Source organism: Halomonas sp. PA16-9, assembly GCF_009728585.1.
Taxonomy (GTDB): Bacteria; Pseudomonadota; Gammaproteobacteria; order Pseudomonadales; family Halomonadaceae; genus Vreelandella; species Vreelandella titanicae.
Genome location: NZ_CP040451.1, coordinates 2,653,904 through 2,670,088 on the forward strand (window position 1 = coordinate 2,653,904; position 16,185 = coordinate 2,670,088).

A 16,185-nucleotide genomic window follows, 5' to 3' on the forward strand; every position below is an offset into this window, starting at 1 on the left:
GAACCCGACCGCGTCGCTGCCTATGACCAGGCCATTACGGCTGAACACCCATCCCTATGCCTTACATAACCGACCACTTATTCGAGGAAGATACTTCATGACCCAACGACTTGACGCCCTTCGTCAGCACTCTATGGTGGTCGCAGACACCGGCGACCTTGACGCCATCAAACGCTATCAACCCCATGATGCCACCACCAATCCCTCGCTAATCCTCAAGGCTTTCGATCTGCCGGGCTACCAGGCACTGATCGATCAGGAACTCGCGGCGGTCAAGTCCGAGGATAACGGCCGGCGAGAAGCGCATGCCGTAGATCGCCTTGCCGTGGCCATGGGTAGCGAGATCGCCAAGCTGGTGCCCGGCCGTGTTTCCACCGAGGTAGCCGCCAAGCTGTCCTTCGACACCCAGGCCAGCATACGCAAGGCCCATGAGCTGATCGAGCTCTACGAGCAACGCGGCGTGTCCAAGGATCGAGTGCTGATCAAGCTGGCATCAACCTGGGAAGGCATCTGCGCCGCCGAGGTGCTGGAGAAAGAGGGCATCAACTGCAACCTGACGCTGCTGTTCAGCGACGCCCAGGCCAAAGCTTGTTTCGATGCTGGCGTTTTCCTCGTCTCACCGTTCGTCGGCCGTGTCACTGACTGGTACAAAAAGGAGACTGGCCAGAATTTCCCCCCCGAGAACGACCCTGGGGTGCAATTCGTACGCGGCGTCTGCGAACGGGTCAGCCAGGGCGGCTTCGACACCGTGGTGATGGGCGCGAGCTTTCGCACTGTCGACCAGGTGCTGGCGCTCGCCGGCTGTCCCGACTAACCATCTCACCTACGCTGCTTGAGGAACTCGCTACCGCAACGGGCGCGGTGGAACCCAAGGTGTTAATGACACGCAACGGTGGCCCTCGTCCTACCCCACTCTCAGAGTCCGCCTTCCGTTGGGATCACAACAAGGATGCCATGGCCAATGACAAACTGGCCGAGGGGATACGGCGCTTCGCCGATGATCAGGAACGCCTGGAGGAACTGATCGCCGACCGTTTGGCGACTCTCTGAGCTCGTAACCTGAACTGCAACTAGCCGCCGATTGGGAATCCTTACGCCAAGTCCGGCCAACCCGCTATGGGCCAACCGCCACCGCTTCGTGCTCTCCGAGGGTATGATGCACGACGAAAGCTGATGACTATCAGTTACCGCCGGAGGATATAAGTGTGGCGGAGATCACGACCTCACGGCCGGCGGCCATGGGATCCTCAATCTGTTCAAAGAGTATGCGAAATGCCTCGTGCCCTAACCGGTAGGTGTCATGCGCAGCACAAGGCACTGACACCTCGAAGATATCAGCATAAGGCAAACGGTCGACCCCCAATACCATCACATCGTCCCGAGACACACGTGCATCATGCAGGGCACGCATGGCGCCCAAAGTAATCAGCTGATTGAACCCAAACACGGCTTCGGGGAGTTTGCCCTGGCGTAGGTAATCGGCCATATCGCGATAGGCCGGTTGCAAGGTGTAGTCCCCGGGGCGCTGCTCCAACACTAAGGAGACGCCCGCCACGTCAAAGGCTGTCTTCAGGCCGATCAGCCGGTCTTGGGTGATCCGCGAGTCACGCGGCCCCGTCAACGCAAGCACCCGGCGGATGTCCTTCTTCACAAGCAGTTCACCAAGCAGACTCCCGGCAAGACGGTTGTCCAGTACCACACGGCTGAAGTCGGATACGTTCAAGGTACGATCCAGCATAACCACTGGTAAGCGGGTAGCACGCAAGCGATCAAGGTAAGCGGGGCGATAGGCGGCAGCGTCGGAGACGGGCGAAAGGATGATGCCGGCTACCTGATAGCTGAGCAGGGTTTCGATCGCCACTTCCTCGCGCTGTGGCGAGCCATCTGTATCAATCAGAATGATGGTGTAGTCACGCTCCTCGGCCGCACGAGAAACTGCCTTGATCACCTCGCTATAAAAGGGATTATCCACGCTTGCTGTGACTAGGCCAATCAGCCGGTTCTTACGACTCCGAAGATGGCTCGCAAAAGCATTAGGGACATACCCCAGTTCCTTCGCAGCGGCGAGGATCTTCTCCCGAGTCGCTACTTTCACCTTGTCAGGATTGTTCAAGGCACGCGACACCGTCATATTGGTCATGCCCACATGTTCGGCGATGTCGGTGATAGTAACCTTGTGGCGACTTACCATACTTTACTCTGTTGTGAATTTTATCGTTTTGATATGACCCCTCGCTGTACCCAACGAAGTAGCACCAGCGTCGTAAGGATACTACGCAAGGTCTGCTCACGAAAATGGGGATGATTTATGGATGTAACCTACCGGCAGGGATCCGAACCCTGGATAGGCTATTAACCTATGCCGGTTTTCAACACACCGAGGCTATGCTGCTACTTAATCTAACCAACTGATAATTTAATGTTTATTCGTTTGGTGCAACGTGACTCAATGGCATAAAAGGCACATAACGTGCTGTTACTTACGTCAGCAGAGGGACGCGCTCAACTGTTCAGGAGCGCTCAATCGCCTCCCAAAATATCTATTCTCACCCCTGCCGACCTAAAACAGATTAATGAGGAGGAGATTGAAGGTGCAGAGTGATGACTTTATGACCGGTGAAGAGCTTGGCAATACGCTGCTGGCATCAATAAGACAAATGAAGCAAGGCAAAGCAGCTCGCGAGACGCAAGTAGAAGTACCCAAGGCCGCAGAAATTCGCCATCGAATAGACCTCTCTCAAGCTGAGTTTGCTAAGCTGCTGGATGTAAGCCCTGGTACGCTTCGCGGCTGGGAACAAGGCCGTCGTGTGCCTACCGGTACTGCACGTACACTGCTACGAGTAGCTGAAAAACATCCTGAAGCGCTGACTGACCTCTCTTAATGAAGCAGGAAAGCCTTACACCTAAGCCTGGTTCATCTATATAAACAGTTGAAATTTAGCTGCTGTTAAAAAACCAAAAAATTACCCTCACGCCCAATGAGGCTCGCCCTACTTGTTGCTAAGTCACTGGCAGATATGGCCTCTGTTAACGTCTGATGATTTATCCCCGCCATGCCGACGCCTATCCGCTTCCTGTTCGGCTAGGCCCTCGTTGAGTCAGCGTTTTGCCTCAGGCTGCCTTTAGATATCCCTCGCGAGAGACTCCGCGCAATACTAAATTTCGCCACCTAGGGGTAGGAAGATAATCGTAAAATCCATATCAAAGCGTTTATCAAGCTAGTAGCGCCCTTATCAGGCGGATCAGATCCAGCGGATCATTAAGTCAACGACCCACCACGCCCAGGAATGGTTCAGCGGTAAATGCGGTTCAGCCGTGCAAGTACCCCCAAGCTGACTTCGACAATCGGCGCGACTCACTTTCTCAGCGGCGATTAACGTAAATATGAGTACCACTCACCCTATCACCGCCATAATGCTGTACTATTACCCATTAATAACAAAATAATCTATTCTTATTCCTGAAAAAAAACTCACTTCTCAGGAGCTCGACATGTACAACGAAACTTCCCAACCAGTAATGCCACAAATTAACCGTCCAGCACCGGCTTTTACCGCGAAAACCACTCATGGTGAAAAGTCGCTCACTGACTATTTAGGTAAATGGCTGGTTTTATTCGCCCACCCGTCGGACTTTACCCCTGTATGCACCACGGAATTTTCGGCATTTGCGAATTACGAAGAACAGTTCAAAGAGGTCAACACGGAGTTGCTGGGCCTTTCCATCGATAGCATCCACTCACACATCGCCTGGACACGCAGCATTAAAGATAACTTCGGGGTTGAAATTACCTTCCCGATTATTGCTGATCTCAACATGAAAGTGGCAAATGCCTACGGAATGATTCAGCCAGGTGCCAGCGACACCGCTGCGGTTCGCGCTACTTTTGTGATTGACCCAGAGGGTGTACTGCGTGCCATGTTGTACTACCCGATGACCAACGGCCGCTCGGTGGAAGAAGTGCTTCGCCTGGTTAAGTCCTTACAAACAAGCGATGAGCATGGGGTGGCGACACCAGAAGCTTGGTTGCCCGGCCAGCCAGTCATCGTTCCACCGCCCCACACCTCGCAAGATGCGGAAGCCCGTCAATCAGAAGGCTATGAATACACCGACTGGTACTTCTGCAAAAAGACACTTGAATGCTGAAAGCTCCTCACCCTGATATCCCTCAATTCTTAGGAGGACTACGCATGAATACCTTTAAGCTTTCAAAGCACACTGGAACAGGCAAGCCCGATGTCGCCGGTTTTTTGACCCACGTACCTTTAGCATCCAGTACGTGGTGAGCGACCCCGCTACCAAGCAGTGTGCGATTATCGACCCCGTATTGGATTTTGACGAAAAGTCCGGCGCAACCGCGACCCACTGCGCCGATGAACTGCTGACCTATATCGAAAAAGAGGGGCTGTCGGTGGTGTGGATTCTCGATACCCACCCACACGCCGACCACTTCTCTGCAGCACACTATTTGAAAGAAAAAACAGGTGCTCCCACGGCTATTGGGCAGCATGTCACCAAAGTGCAGACACTTTGGAAGGAGATCTATCACTGGCCAGAAATGCCTACCGATGGCAGCCAGTGGGACACACTGTTTAGTGAAGGCGCCACCTTTAACATCGGTGAACTTAATGCTCGCGTACTTTACTCGCCCGGCCATACGCTGGCCTCGATTACCTATGTGATTGGCGATACGGCCTTCGTGCACGACACTCTATTCCAGCCAGACTTTGGTACCGCTCGGGCGGATTTCCCCGGTGGAGATGCCAAAGAACTGTGGCACTCCATTCAACAGATTCTATCGCTGCCCGCTAACACCCGGCTGTTTACCGGGCACGACTATATGCCCGATGACCGCGAGCCCCAGTGGGAAAGCACGGTCGCTGAGCAGCGTAAACATAACCCACACTTAGTCAACATGAGTGGAACGGGTTACCTCTCTCTACGCCACAAGCGCGATAGTGAATTGCCCATGCCCAAACTGATTTTGCACGCCCTACAGGTCAACACGCGTGGTGGAAGACTGCCGGAGCCTGAAGCTAATGGTAAGCGCTACCTAAAAATCCCTCTGGATGCCCTGGAAGACGCCGCTTGGGATTAATAAGCCACTAATTTTCAGAACCTCTACGATAGAAGGAGCATGACCATGCAAACGCACCCTTTAGAGACCGATGTCGAGATTACCTCGGCGCTCACGGTAGAAGAGCTTGAGCAAGTAAAAGCAAAAGGCTTCAAGACGGTTATTTGTAACTGCAAGCCTGGAGAAAGCGCTGAGTTTACGGGTGAAGACGCCTACCGTCGAAAAGCAGCAGACATTGGCCTTCAGTGGGTGCACATTCCTGTCACACCCGGTGATTATAGCCAAGCGGATATTGCCGCCTTTGCTGAGGCGTTACAGCAACTTCCCCGGCCTATTTTGGCTTTCTGCCGCACCGGTAAGCGGGCTACCCATCTATGGGCCTACGCTAAGCGTCAAACGGAGCAGTGCGACCTGGCTGAACTATTTGACGCTGCAAAAGCAGCAGGCTTCGATTTGGAAGAGCACCGACAAGGGCTCGAAGATCAACAAACCTAACAGTGCGACGACATTAGTCGTGATTACGCTATATCAGCAGGCGAGTACGTCACATGAGCATTGAGCGTTGGGTGCCACTGTTCGGCTGGCTACGCAGCTATAACCGGAAGCTACTCTCTCGGGATGCTCTGGCTGCGATAATTGTTACGCTAATGCTGGTGCCGCAGGCGCTGGCCTACGCTCTTTTGGCGGGGCTACCGCCGGAAATGGGCCTCTATGCCAGCATGCTGCCACTGGTTCTGTATGCCATTTTTGGTACCAGCGCTAGCTTAGCGGTGGGGCCTGTCGCCGTAGCGGCACTAATGACCGCTTCGGCGCTGAGTAATTTTGCTTCCCCTGGCAGCCCGGAATACATTGGGGCAGCGTTGGTGTTGGCGGCGCTTTCAGGTCTGATATTGATCGCCATGGGTGTGCTGCGGCTGGGTTTTTTAGTTAATTTCTTGAGCCATCCGGTAATTTCGGGATTTATAACGGCTTCGGGCATATTGATTGCGATTAGCCAGCTTAGACATATACTCGGCGTAGAAGCATCTGGCCATAACGTCATTGACCTTATAGGGGCGCTACTGAGCCAGTGGCAGCAGGTCAATATAACGACACTGCTGATCGGACTAGGAGTGTGGAGCTTTCTGCTAATGTGCCGCAAGCGGTTAAATACGTGGCTGACGGCTATCGGCGTTTCTGCCAGCATTGCCGGACTCATCGTGAAAGCCGCTCCGATCTCGGCGGTGATTGTCACCACATTTCTGGCCTGGGGGCTAAACCTAGAGCAGCGTGGAGTAGCACTAGTTGGTGCGGTACCCAGCGGTCTACCTGCCCTTGCACTGCCCAACCTGGATCAATCGCTGTGGCTTAGCCTATTACCCGCAGCACTGCTGATTAGCCTGGTGGGCTTTGTGGAATCGGTATCGGTGGCGCAAACACTGGCTGCCAAGCGCCGCCAGCGTATAGATCCTAATCAAGAGTTAATGGCACTAGGCATGGCTAATCTGGGCGCTGGTATCAGCGGCGGCTCGCCGGTGTCTGGCGGTTTTTCCCGCTCGGTAGTCAACTTTGAAGCAGGCGCGGCAACACCGCTGGCCGGAGCATTCACGGCGCTGGGCATTATGCTTTCCACACTACTGCTAACCGACCTACTGGCATTCTTACCCACAGCGACCCTGGCAGCTACCATTATTGTGGCGGTCGGCACGCTGATTGACCTACCGGCGGTGAAACGTACTTGGCAATACTCCCGTAGCGATGGCTTGGCCATGGTGGCCACCCTACTGCTCACTCTGCTGCACAGCGTGGAGCTAGGCATTATAAGCGGCGTAGTGCTCTCGCTTGGGCTGCATCTATACCGTACCAGCCAGCCCCACAGCGCGGTGATTGGCCGCGTGCCGGGCACCGAGCACTTTCGTAACGTCAAGCGCCATCAGGTCGAAACCGATGAGAACGTTGCGATGCTGCGCATCGATGAAAGCCTATACTTCGCCAATGCCCGTTATTTGGAAGACACCGTCATGGCCTTGGCCGCCCGCTCACCCTCGCTTAAGCATATTGTGCTGACTTGCCAAGCAGTTAACGTGATTGATGCGTCTGCGCTCGAAAGCCTAGAGGCGATCAACGCGCGACTAAACGATTCAGGTGCCAAGCTGCACCTAGCGGAAGTAAAAGGGCCAGTGATGGATCGGTTACAACACACTGACTTCTGTCGCGAGCTAACCGGGCAGGTGTTTTTTACGACTTTTGATGCTTGGCAGGCACTGGCCCATCCCGCCGAAGCCAACTCACCACTCTTGCCAACACAACGAGAGGAGACAACGTCATGCAACAGCGACACGCCAAGATAGCCATTATTGGTGCAGGTAGCGCTGGCCTTAGCGCGTGGCACGCTGCACGCAAGCATACCGACGAGGTAGTACTAATAGAAGCAGGAACCTATGGCACGACCTGCGCCCGAGTGGGTTGCATGCCCTCTAAGCTACTTATCGCCGCTGCCAATGCAGCACACAATGCGCGCAAAGCGGAGATGTTTGGTGTCACTGCCAATCAGGTAGTGATCGATGGCGAAGCTGTTATGGCAAGAGTCAAACATGAGCGCGATCGCTTCGTCAGTAATGTACTGAAATCGATGAAAACGATTCCTGAATCCAACCTGCTGAGTGGCCACGCGCGTTTTATTGATCCACATACATTGGTCATAGATGAGCATACCCGGCTTACCGCCGAGGCCATCATCATTGCCACGGGTTCGCGGCCCACATGGCCAAAGCTGCTGGAAGGCGCTGGCGATCGGTTAATCATTAATGATGACGTGTTCAACTGGGAAACGTTGCCTGCATCAGTCGCTGTGATCGGTCCTGGCGTTATTGGCATGGAGCTTGGTCAAGCGCTTAGCCGATTAGGTGTGAGAACTCGTACGTTTGGCGTGGGGGGTGCGATTGGGCCTTTTCAATCTGAAAAACTCCGGCAACTGGCGGACGAGACATTCAATCGCGAGCTGTATCTGGATCCTGATGCCAATCTCGACAAGATTGAACATACCGATAACGCCGTTGCCATTACGTTTTTCGAACGTGACCGGGGGCAAAAACTCACCGAAACATTCAAGTATGTCCTGGCCGCAACAGGGCGTCGGCCCAACGTGGATCAGCTAGCCATCGAGCAGGCCGGACTCAAGCTGAATAAACACGGCGTACCTGAATTTAATCGCTTTACTTTGCAATGCCTAAGTACACAAAACACACCAAGCCATATTTTTATCGCAGGTGATGCAAATCAGTCGGTACCGCTACTGCACGAAGCCATCACAGAAGGCAAAATCGCAGGACGAAATGCCGCTCATTTGGATGATGTGCAAGTGGGTCAGCGTAACGTCCCCCTGGCGATTGTATTTACCGAACCCCAGATGGCAATTGTGGGTGAGAGTCGCGCTACGTTAGACACTCGTTATGGCGGCTGCGGCTGCATAGCTGAAGGCGGAGTTTCCTTTGCTGATCAAGGCCGTGCACTGGTCATGGGGGAACATAAAGGTTATTTCGAGCTATATGCGGAGCACGGCAGCGGACAGTTTTTAGGCGCGGAGCTATTCGGGCCCCAGGTTGAGCACATAGCCCATTTGCTTGCCTGGGCACTGGAGCAAAAGCTAACCGTCAGCCAGATGCTCGCTATGCCCTTTTACCATCCGGTACTTGAAGAGGGTTTAAGGTCAGGGTTGCGCGATTTACAGGCAAATCTCCAACAAGGGCCTGCCATTACTGAGCACTGTATGGAGTGTGGCCCAGGCGATTAAGGAAATGACTAAAATAACTAACCTCCCTCCCTAATCAGCCTCATTCATCTTGGCGGCCAAGTCCTGCGTCTGCTTGCGGGGCTTTATTACACTAGGATAGCAATTTTAAGCGGCTAACCGCAGCGCAAAGCCAATAAGCAGCGTTCCAAACACCCATCGCTGAAATATTTGCCGTTTCTGCTGGCTGGCAAACCAGCGTTGCATCTGCGCTCCCAGGCAAGCATATAGCACATCATAGAGCAGCCCCACCCCCACTAGCACCGCCCCCAGTAAAGTGAACTGAAGTGCGACGGCACCTTGCTGGGTATGTATAAATTGGGGCAGTAACACCGAACAAAAAAGCAGCGATTTCGGGTTCAGCAAATTAGTTAGAAGCCCTCGACGCCAAGCTAGATAATAGCTGCCTTTGAGTGATGCTTGGTGATGATTACTATCAGAGCTATGCCGACTACGGATAAGTTGCACACCTACCCAAACCAGGTAAGCTGCGCCCAAGTAACGAACCACATCAAATAGCCACGGGGCGGCGGTAAATAGCGCCGCTAGACCCAACCCTGCTAATGTCACATGCAGCCCTCGGGCTATGCCTAGCCCTAGCGCTGTGGCTAGCCCATGACCACGCCCTGAGAGCTACTGGTATGCAACACAAGCAACATATCGGGACCAGGAATTAGGTAAACAATGGCTAATGCACTAATAAAAAGACCAATTTCCATCGCTGCTTCCTTAAGGTCACAAATAGTGTCTTCGCAAGCGCTATGGTACCTTTAAAGAGATGAGCGTTTTCTTGCCATTTTGACTTTAAAAATGATATTTATTGGTATTTTGTGTCAATTTTTAACAGGAAAATAATCACTCATGCCAATTGGTCAGTTAGACGCTATCGACCGCCGCATTCTTGCATTGCTCCAAGGTGATGCCCGTTTAACGAATGTGGAGCTCGCGGAGAAAGTAAACTTGTCGCCATCTCCCTGTTTACGCCGAGTGCGACGCTTAGAAGCTAGCGGTATTATCCGTGGTTACCATGCTGAGCTTGATCGGCGAGGGGTCGGGCTTGAGCTAACGGTGTTTGTGGGTATCAAGGTTGAACGTCACCATGAAGAGCAGGCTAATGCCTTCCGTGAGGCAGTAGTCAATCTGCCAGAAGTCGTCACTGCGCACTTAGTCTCTGGGGAGTCTGATTTTTTACTGCAGGTGGTGGTACCTAGTTTGGCGGCTTATGAGGCGTTTCTAACGGGGACACTGCTTCGCCTACCTGGGTGAGTGATATTCGCAGTAACTTTGCTATCCAGCCCGTGAAAGAGTATGGCACCTTACCATTAGCTAACAACAATAAGACCTAGTTGTGAAACTTATTGATAGTGGCGCGCTCGTTTGATGCAATTTAACGCTAAACCCACGAATACCCATATGAAAAAGGTGATTAGCCAAAGCCTGGCTATTCCCCTCACCAGTAGCCGCATAAAGTCAGCCTACAGCGGCGCTTGATTTGGGTACTGTGAGCCAGTAACGCCTTAAGATATCCGAGTTGTCATCTTGTTTTTAAGTTTTCTCCTTCTGAATCCACCAAGCCTAACTGTTTTCTCGGGGGCCTAGGCAATGGGGCAATGCTTGTCCTGGTCATTGAGAAAAAGACTCCCTCATAGTGACGTCATTTTACGACCACGAAAAATCATATGGACTTGATATGGATCAAGCTGCGGCCATATGCCTCGTGTTTTTAAGCAGAAAGAGGGCTATCCTTAAACGATGATATTTAAGTTATTACGTTAGAGGAAATAGTTATGAAAAGTTTTTTAGTGCCAATGGCTACCGTCATCGGAATCACGATGGCCTTAGGAGCCACACTCTCTATTGCAGACGAAGTCGAGGCCTACCGGGAAACAAACATTAGGTCTCTATGCCACGGCCATTGAGGCTCATAACCTCATGCAAGATAACGGTCGTGCTGTACTCATCGACGTACGCGACCCCATTGAGATCAAGTTTACTGGCTTCGCCGAGCCCACCGATATCCATGTGCCCTGGGTGCTAGCCGAGCGCGATAATTTCGATGAAGAAGCGAAGACTTGGCCAATGGTCAAAAATGCTGACTTCGAAGAGCAAGTAAGAGCAAAAATAGACGCTCTAGGCGTAAACAAAGAAGATCCGATCATTGTCATGTGTCGCTCCGGTGCCACCCGCAGCGCTCCCGCTGCCGATGTGATCGCCGAGATGGGATACAGCGAAGTCTATTCCATGACCGACGGTTTCGAGGGTGAAAAGCTCAAGGAGGGTAATTCCCAGGGCGTAAGAGCGCAGGATGGTTGGCGCAACTCGGGCCTTCCATGGAGCTATGACATTAACCCTGATGTGGCATGGCGCCCTGCCCACTAAGATTCAGATAAATGGGCCACTGCTTGATAACCAGCAGGGCCAAGATATTGATCAAACCCAACGAGGTGGCCGCATGACTACAACACATAAGACCAGCAATACGATCTTGGTACTGGCAGCTGCTACTGCTGCTATCGGTTTCTCTAGTTTCTCAATGGCTGACAGCCATGGTAGCAACGGAGCTGAAGATCAGGCCTTAGTTATCCTTACTAGCGATTCACTGCAGACCCAAAGCATGGCCATGATTCTATCCAACGCCATGCAGCAACAAGGCAGCCACCTGCATATACTGCTTTGTGATGCTGCTGGTGATTTGGCCGTCGGGGGATACGCAAGTGCTGACGCTATCAACACACCACCGAGCAACCCCGCAGGCCAAGTCAAACCGGAAGGCATGCTTAATATGCTTTTAGATAATGGCGCCACCGTGGATGTGTGTGCCATTTACCTGCCCAACAGCGAAAACGAAGAAGACGACCTTCTTGAAGGCGTGGGTGTGGCGGCACCTGGCCCCATCGCGGAAATGATGCGCGATCCGTCCATTCCTGTTTACAGTTTTTGAGTACCCAAATTGAAATTAAGGAGTCAATTATGAGTCGCAATGTCGGTGGTATCGATAAAATCTTACGCATCCTGATTGGGATTGACTGATCGTACTGGCCCTAACAGGCACTATCGGGGTGTGGGGCTGGATCGGCGCATTGCCGCTAGCCACCGGGCTATTTAACTTCTGCCCAGCTTATAGATTAATAGGCTTCAATACCTGCAAAACTAAATAGTGCCTATTAAGCAAACAAGACCATAGAAATAGCGCTTGCCATGTTTATTAGAGCAAGCGCTTTTTTATATATGTGCGCTAAAAATTACCCGTGTCGCCATTCAATTGTTTAATGCTAAATGAAACTCCGCATACAGAACAAACACTTAGCCATTTAACATTAAGGGAGCATTAAGAGATATACCCTAACCCATTGACACGTATCAATTTTTGCCTTTAACCAAAGGCGTATCCTAAGCGTATTCCGACCATTCGCCCATGCGAATGCCGTTTAATTCGCCAAGGAGGCGCTATGGACGCAATACGCCGTTCGCTCTTGGGTCAAATGGCACGTTTAAGCGCCGGCGCTGCGCTGATACCGTTTTCAAGCCTTGTCCAAGCTGACATCAATCAGCAACCTGCCCGCCGTGAAGGCGATCCCACTAAACGCTACGGCATGCTTGTCGATTTACGCCAGTGCATTGGCTGCCAGGCCTGTACGGTGTCGTGTCATATCGAAAACGCTGCACCGCTGGGCCAATTCCGCACCACGGTTTCCCAGTATGAAGTACAGCACCAGGAAAGCGGCGAGCTAGCCACCTTTATGCTGCCCCGGCTGTGTAACCACTGTGAAAACCCGCCCTGCGTCCCGGTCTGCCCCGTAGAAGCCACTTACCAGCAACAGGATGGCATTGTGGTGGTCGATAGTGACCGCTGTGTGGGATGTGCCTATTGCGTTAACGCCTGCCCCTACGATGCTCGCTTTATTAACCAACGCACTCAAACCGCCGACAAGTGCACCTTCTGTGCCCATCGTCTAGAAGCCGGTCTATTGCCCGCTTGCGTTGAGAGTTGCGTAGGTGGTGCCCGCGTGATTGGAGATATGCGCGATCCTCAAAGCCAAATCAGCCGCATGATTCACGAACATCGCGATGCATTGATGGTGCTACAACCCGAAAAACACACCCTTCCTCAGGTGTTCTACCTAGGCATGGATGAGCGCTTCACCACGCGTCCTACGGCAGAACCCGTCGCGCTCGAAGTACTCGATCCCCACGGTCAGGAGATGGGCTATGAATTCCACCATTGAGCTACTGGCACCGCGCTATGACATCGCCTGGTACCCGTGGGCGGTGCAGTACTTTTTTATGATTGCGGTTTCCTACGCCAGCCTGTGGCTAGCCGCCCCAGCACTGGTACTCGGCAAAAAAACCTGGCTGCCTACCGCGCGTCTGGCGCTAATCGCTTGCGTTAGCACTACGCTGGTCGCGCCCGTTGCGCTACTCGCGGATTTGCACCAGCCGCTGCGGTTCTGGCACTTCTACGCTTACGCCAATAGCCACTCGTGGATGTCGATTGGCAGCGTTGTTCTGCCGCTTTATTTGGTTAGCGTGCTTGGCCTTGCTTGGCTGGCATGGCGACCCGCGCTGCAGGCGCAGCGCAGCACACCAGGACTCAGCGGCATGATAGCTACTTGGCTTTCACTGGGCAGTGGCATAACGCCACGAGCACTGGTCGCCGTGGTAGGTCTGGCTGCACTGGGGCTTTCCAGCGGCATTATGCTTTACACCGGTGCGGAGCTGGCAATTGTAAAAGCCCGCCCGCTTTGGAACACCGTATGGCTACCGCCTATGCTAGCGACCACCGGGTTTATCGCTGCCTCCGGGCTGGTATTAGTGCTGAACCGGGTTAGTAGGCTTTGCTCGCAAACCGCTATACGACAGATGCTGTATGTGCTGCTAGTGACCTGTGCGCTAGCAGGCTTGATTGCGATTAGCTGGTTTTTGGATGGCGTGAATGCACACGTAGGCTCAGTTGCCGCCGCATTGGAATCCGTGAGCCATAGCGACTCGTGGCGCAATACCGCCCTATGGGAGGGATTACTGGCTTAGCGCTATTTGCCGCCGTGTTGTTTTTACTGACTCGCCCTACCCTGCGCCAGAAGCACGCGCGCGTTGTCCTAACCTCTAGCCAGCCAGCACTGTTTGCCTGGGCATGGTTGCTAGGCCTCGTAGCCATACACATGGGCTGGATGTTCCGCTGGGTAGTGCTGATGGATGTTCAGCATGTGGCCCGCAACAGCGCAGGCTTTCATCACTACGGCATTCCCGCGGGCTCTTCCGGTATTTTAGGCATTGTTGGCACCTTCGGCCTCTGGCTCGCCGCTATTCTACTGATTGAACTGTTTATTCCCTGGCGGCAGGCCCAACAGGGTGGCCTTATAGCAACGCCCACTCACGCTACCCAAGATGCTTCTACTCATTCTCTCACCGCGAAAAAAGGAGCGTCTAGTCATGCCTAAGTCTACTCAAGATCCGTCACGCCGCCGTTTTCTAAAAGGCGCTGCCACCGCTGGTGGTGCAGCCACCTTTGCCGTGGGCTATGCCGACCCATTGGCAAAAATGGCTAAGGGCATTACTGGTAGCGCGGGTGAAAAACCCAGACACAATATTCATGGCAACTCGCTGACCCCAGAATACCGAGTCGATTTAGACACTGGCGAACTCACTTTGACCCCCGACCAGCGGGTCGCCTTCACTATTTGCTACGGTTGTACGACCCGATGCGGCGTGAGAGTAAGGGTCGATGACACCCTTGGCGAAGTACTGCGGGTATCAGGCAATCCCTACCACCCGCTGTCCGCCGACGACCATTTACCCATGCGTACACCGGTGGCGGATGCACTGCGCAGTGTTAGCGCCTATGGCGGACAGGGCCAGATAAACCGCTCCACCGCCTGCGCCCGTGGCAATGCCATGATGAGCCAAATTACCAACCCTTTCCGTGTCGACCACTGTTTAAAACGAGTAGGCAAACGTGGCAGCCGTCAATGGCAGAAAATCTCCTTTGAGAAACTCATTGAAGAAATCTGCGAAGGCGGCGACCTGTTTAGCGAAGGCCACGTTGATGGACTGCGCGATATTCGCGATCACGACACACTGATCGACCCTGACAATCCTGAATATGGCCCCAAGGCCAACCAATTAATGGTGATGGAAGCCACTGACTACGGGCGCTCAGATCTACTCAAGCGCTTTACCCTCAATGCCTTTGCTACCCGCAATTATGGTCACCATGGCGCTTACTGCGGGTTGGCTTTCCGCATGGGATCTGGCGCGGTGATGAACAATATCGTCACCAACGCCCACGTTAAGCCAGATATCCAAAACGCACGTTTCATCATGTATATCGGCTGTGCGCCCAGCCAAGCGGGCAACCCGTTTAAGCGCCAAGGCCGCTTGATTGCCCAAGCCCGTGCAGCCGGTACATTGGATTACGTGGTGGTCGACCCAGCGCTCAATGCTGCCACCTCCCACGCAGCTGACAACAACCGCTGGGTGCCTATTCGTCCTGGGACAGACAGCGCTTTTGCCATGGCAATCATTCAGTGGCTACTTGACAACCAGGGCTATGCTAGCGACTTCCTAGCCCTGCCCGGCAAAGCCGCCGCCGATGCAGCGGGCGAAACCACCCACTCCAACGCCACTCATTTGGTAATTGACACTTATGAACACCCGCGCAGAGGTTATTTTCTTCGCGCCAGCGACCTGGGCCTAGCGGAAGCGGGTAGCGATGCTGACTCGCCGGTGGTAGTGGCCAATGGCGAACTCGCGCTAAGCGAAGAGGTGATGACCGCCGAGCTCTTAGCCGAACGTCCGGTTGAGCTTGCCGATGGCACCACCGTGACCGTCAAAAGCAGTCTGACGTTGCTAAGCGAATCTGCCCACGAGTACGACCTAGATACCTACGCAGAACATTGTGGCATTCCAAAGGCGACGATTATTGAATTGGCCAGCCGCTATGCCAGCCATGGCAGAAAAGCCGCTGTTAACTGTCACGGCGGCATGATGTCGGGTAACGGTTTCTACGCCGCGTTTAGCGTGCAAATGCTGAACCTACTGGCGGGCAACTACAACATGAAGGGTGGCAGCGCCGTGGGCGGCGGCACTTACAGCGGTACCGGCGAGGGCCCACGCTACGATTTAGCCAACTTTCCTGGTAAGCGCGCGCCGCAGGGGGTATTTCTATCCCGCTCGCGCTTCCCCTACGAAAAGTCTTCCGAGTATCAGCGCAAAGTCGCCGCAGGCGAAAACCCTTACCCGGCTAGAGCGCCGTGGCGCTCGTTGGCGCCGCCGACGCTCACAGAGCACCTACCCTCGGCACTAGATAGCTATCCTTACCCATCAAAGCGGTGATTGGCTG

The 16,185-nt window shown here is 53.5% G+C and carries 16 protein-coding genes and 1 pseudogene; 15 read left to right on the forward strand and 2 right to left on the reverse strand.

Features of this window, described 5'->3' with window-relative positions; genetic code table 11:
* The first annotated feature begins 97 nt into the window (after positions 1-97).
* Positions 98-1,050, forward strand: a pseudogene (gene tal, locus FDY98_RS12290) (transaldolase).
* Between the two features lie 130 nt (positions 1,051-1,180).
* Here tal and FDY98_RS12295 read toward each other — a convergent pair.
* Positions 1,181-2,191 carry a LacI family DNA-binding transcriptional regulator gene (locus FDY98_RS12295; RefSeq protein ID WP_027959480.1) on the reverse strand — a complete coding sequence of 337 codons (1,011 nt, stop codon included), beginning with the start codon at positions 2,189-2,191 and terminating at the stop codon, positions 1,181-1,183.
* Between the two features lie 400 nt (positions 2,192-2,591).
* On the opposite strand from FDY98_RS12295, the gene FDY98_RS12300 reads away from it, so the two are divergent.
* The 6 genes from FDY98_RS12300 to FDY98_RS12325 all read left to right on the forward strand — a co-directional run bounded on the left by FDY98_RS12300 (position 2,592) and on the right by FDY98_RS12325 (position 8,849).
* Positions 2,592-2,882 (forward strand): helix-turn-helix domain-containing protein, encoded by a 291-nt coding sequence (locus FDY98_RS12300; protein WP_231500679.1) that lies wholly within the window; start codon positions 2,592-2,594, stop codon positions 2,880-2,882.
* Positions 2,883-3,492: 610 nt separating this feature from the next.
* A complete protein-coding gene (locus FDY98_RS12305; RefSeq protein WP_027959482.1) occupies positions 3,493-4,146 on the forward strand; it encodes a peroxiredoxin in 654 nt (217 codons plus the stop codon).
* A 136-nt stretch (positions 4,147-4,282) separates the two neighbouring features.
* Positions 4,283-5,098: an MBL fold metallo-hydrolase gene (locus tag FDY98_RS12310; RefSeq protein ID WP_340146531.1), complete on the forward strand. Its 816-nt coding sequence runs from the start codon at positions 4,283-4,285 to the stop codon at positions 5,096-5,098.
* Between the two features lie 45 nt (positions 5,099-5,143).
* Complete coding sequence (locus tag FDY98_RS12315; protein ID WP_035537345.1) at positions 5,144-5,572, forward strand: TIGR01244 family sulfur transferase; 429 nt, start codon at positions 5,144-5,146, stop codon at positions 5,570-5,572.
* 53 nt (positions 5,573-5,625) lie between these two features.
* Positions 5,626-7,407: a SulP family inorganic anion transporter gene (locus FDY98_RS12320; RefSeq protein ID WP_022523403.1), complete on the forward strand. Its 1,782-nt coding sequence runs from the start codon at positions 5,626-5,628 to the stop codon at positions 7,405-7,407.
* Complete coding sequence (locus tag FDY98_RS12325) at positions 7,383-8,849, forward strand: dihydrolipoyl dehydrogenase (RefSeq protein WP_027959485.1); 1,467 nt, start codon at positions 7,383-7,385, stop codon at positions 8,847-8,849. Before FDY98_RS12320 ends, FDY98_RS12325 begins: the two co-directional genes overlap by 25 nt.
* 105 nt (positions 8,850-8,954) lie before the next feature.
* Here the strand turns inward: FDY98_RS12325 and FDY98_RS12330 are convergent, their stop codons facing one another.
* Positions 8,955-9,416, reverse strand: a complete 462-nt coding sequence (locus FDY98_RS12330; protein ID WP_340146532.1) for a LysE family translocator — start codon at positions 9,414-9,416, stop codon at positions 8,955-8,957.
* Between the two features lie 291 nt (positions 9,417-9,707).
* Between FDY98_RS12330 and FDY98_RS12335 the strand changes: the two genes are divergently transcribed.
* From FDY98_RS12335 to FDY98_RS28015, 8 genes are all read left to right on the forward strand, one after another.
* On the forward strand, positions 9,708-10,112 hold the full coding sequence (locus FDY98_RS12335; RefSeq protein WP_340146533.1) for an Lrp/AsnC family transcriptional regulator: 405 nt from the start codon (positions 9,708-9,710) through the stop codon (positions 10,110-10,112).
* Positions 10,113-10,778: 666 nt separating this feature from the next.
* The gene (locus FDY98_RS12340) at positions 10,779-11,225 is read left to right on the forward strand and encodes a rhodanese-like domain-containing protein (RefSeq protein WP_340146534.1); all 447 of its coding nucleotides are present in this window, start codon (positions 10,779-10,781) and stop codon (positions 11,223-11,225) included.
* Between the two features lie 73 nt (positions 11,226-11,298).
* Entirely contained in the window at positions 11,299-11,787 is a 489-nt protein-coding gene (locus tag FDY98_RS12345; protein WP_035537460.1) for a hypothetical protein, read from the forward strand.
* 118 nt (positions 11,788-11,905) lie between these two features.
* The gene (locus FDY98_RS29515; RefSeq protein ID WP_442905324.1) at positions 11,906-12,004 is read left to right on the forward strand and encodes a YgaP family membrane protein; all 99 of its coding nucleotides are present in this window, start codon (positions 11,906-11,908) and stop codon (positions 12,002-12,004) included.
* A gap of 291 nt (positions 12,005-12,295) precedes the next feature.
* Positions 12,296-13,072 carry a sulfate reduction electron transfer complex DsrMKJOP subunit DsrO gene (dsrO, locus tag FDY98_RS12355; RefSeq protein ID WP_027959489.1) on the forward strand — a complete coding sequence of 259 codons (777 nt, stop codon included), beginning with the start codon at positions 12,296-12,298 and terminating at the stop codon, positions 13,070-13,072.
* Positions 13,056-13,874 (forward strand): NrfD/PsrC family molybdoenzyme membrane anchor subunit, encoded by an 819-nt coding sequence (nrfD, locus tag FDY98_RS12360; protein WP_340146535.1) that lies wholly within the window; start codon positions 13,056-13,058, stop codon positions 13,872-13,874. Before dsrO ends, nrfD begins: the two co-directional genes overlap by 17 nt.
* Complete coding sequence (locus FDY98_RS28010) at positions 13,853-14,284, forward strand: hypothetical protein (RefSeq protein WP_340146536.1); 432 nt, start codon at positions 13,853-13,855, stop codon at positions 14,282-14,284. The genes nrfD and FDY98_RS28010 overlap by 22 nt, the downstream gene beginning before the upstream one ends.
* Complete coding sequence (locus tag FDY98_RS28015; protein WP_340146537.1) at positions 14,277-16,178, forward strand: molybdopterin-dependent oxidoreductase; 1,902 nt, start codon at positions 14,277-14,279, stop codon at positions 16,176-16,178. Before FDY98_RS28010 ends, FDY98_RS28015 begins: the two co-directional genes overlap by 8 nt.
* Positions 16,179-16,185 lie beyond the last annotated feature (7 nt).

Bases quoted from the DNA above. Each gene is read 5' to 3' on its own strand.
- FDY98_RS12340 (WP_340146534.1), top strand. From the start codon at position 10,779: ATGCAAGATAACGGTCGTGCTGTACTCATCGACGTACGCGACCCCATT.
- FDY98_RS12325 (WP_027959485.1), top strand. From the start codon at position 7,383: ATGCAACAGCGACACGCCAAGATAGCCATTATTGGTGCAGGTAGCGCT.
- FDY98_RS12315 (WP_035537345.1), top strand. From the start codon at position 5,144: ATGCAAACGCACCCTTTAGAGACCGATGTCGAGATTACCTCGGCGCTC.
- FDY98_RS12345 (WP_035537460.1), top strand. From the start codon at position 11,299: ATGACTACAACACATAAGACCAGCAATACGATCTTGGTACTGGCAGCT.
- FDY98_RS28010 (WP_340146536.1), top strand. From the start codon at position 13,853: ATGGGAGGGATTACTGGCTTAGCGCTATTTGCCGCCGTGTTGTTTTTA.
- FDY98_RS28015 (WP_340146537.1), top strand. From the start codon at position 14,277: ATGCCTAAGTCTACTCAAGATCCGTCACGCCGCCGTTTTCTAAAAGGC.
- nrfD (WP_340146535.1), top strand. From the start codon at position 13,056: ATGAATTCCACCATTGAGCTACTGGCACCGCGCTATGACATCGCCTGG.
- FDY98_RS12320 (WP_022523403.1), top strand. From the start codon at position 5,626: ATGAGCATTGAGCGTTGGGTGCCACTGTTCGGCTGGCTACGCAGCTAT.
- FDY98_RS12295 (WP_027959480.1), bottom strand. From the start codon at position 2,191: ATGGTAAGTCGCCACAAGGTTACTATCACCGACATCGCCGAACATGTG.
- dsrO (WP_027959489.1), top strand. From the start codon at position 12,296: ATGGACGCAATACGCCGTTCGCTCTTGGGTCAAATGGCACGTTTAAGC.
- FDY98_RS12335 (WP_340146533.1), top strand. From the start codon at position 9,708: ATGCCAATTGGTCAGTTAGACGCTATCGACCGCCGCATTCTTGCATTG.
- FDY98_RS12305 (WP_027959482.1), top strand. From the start codon at position 3,493: ATGTACAACGAAACTTCCCAACCAGTAATGCCACAAATTAACCGTCCA.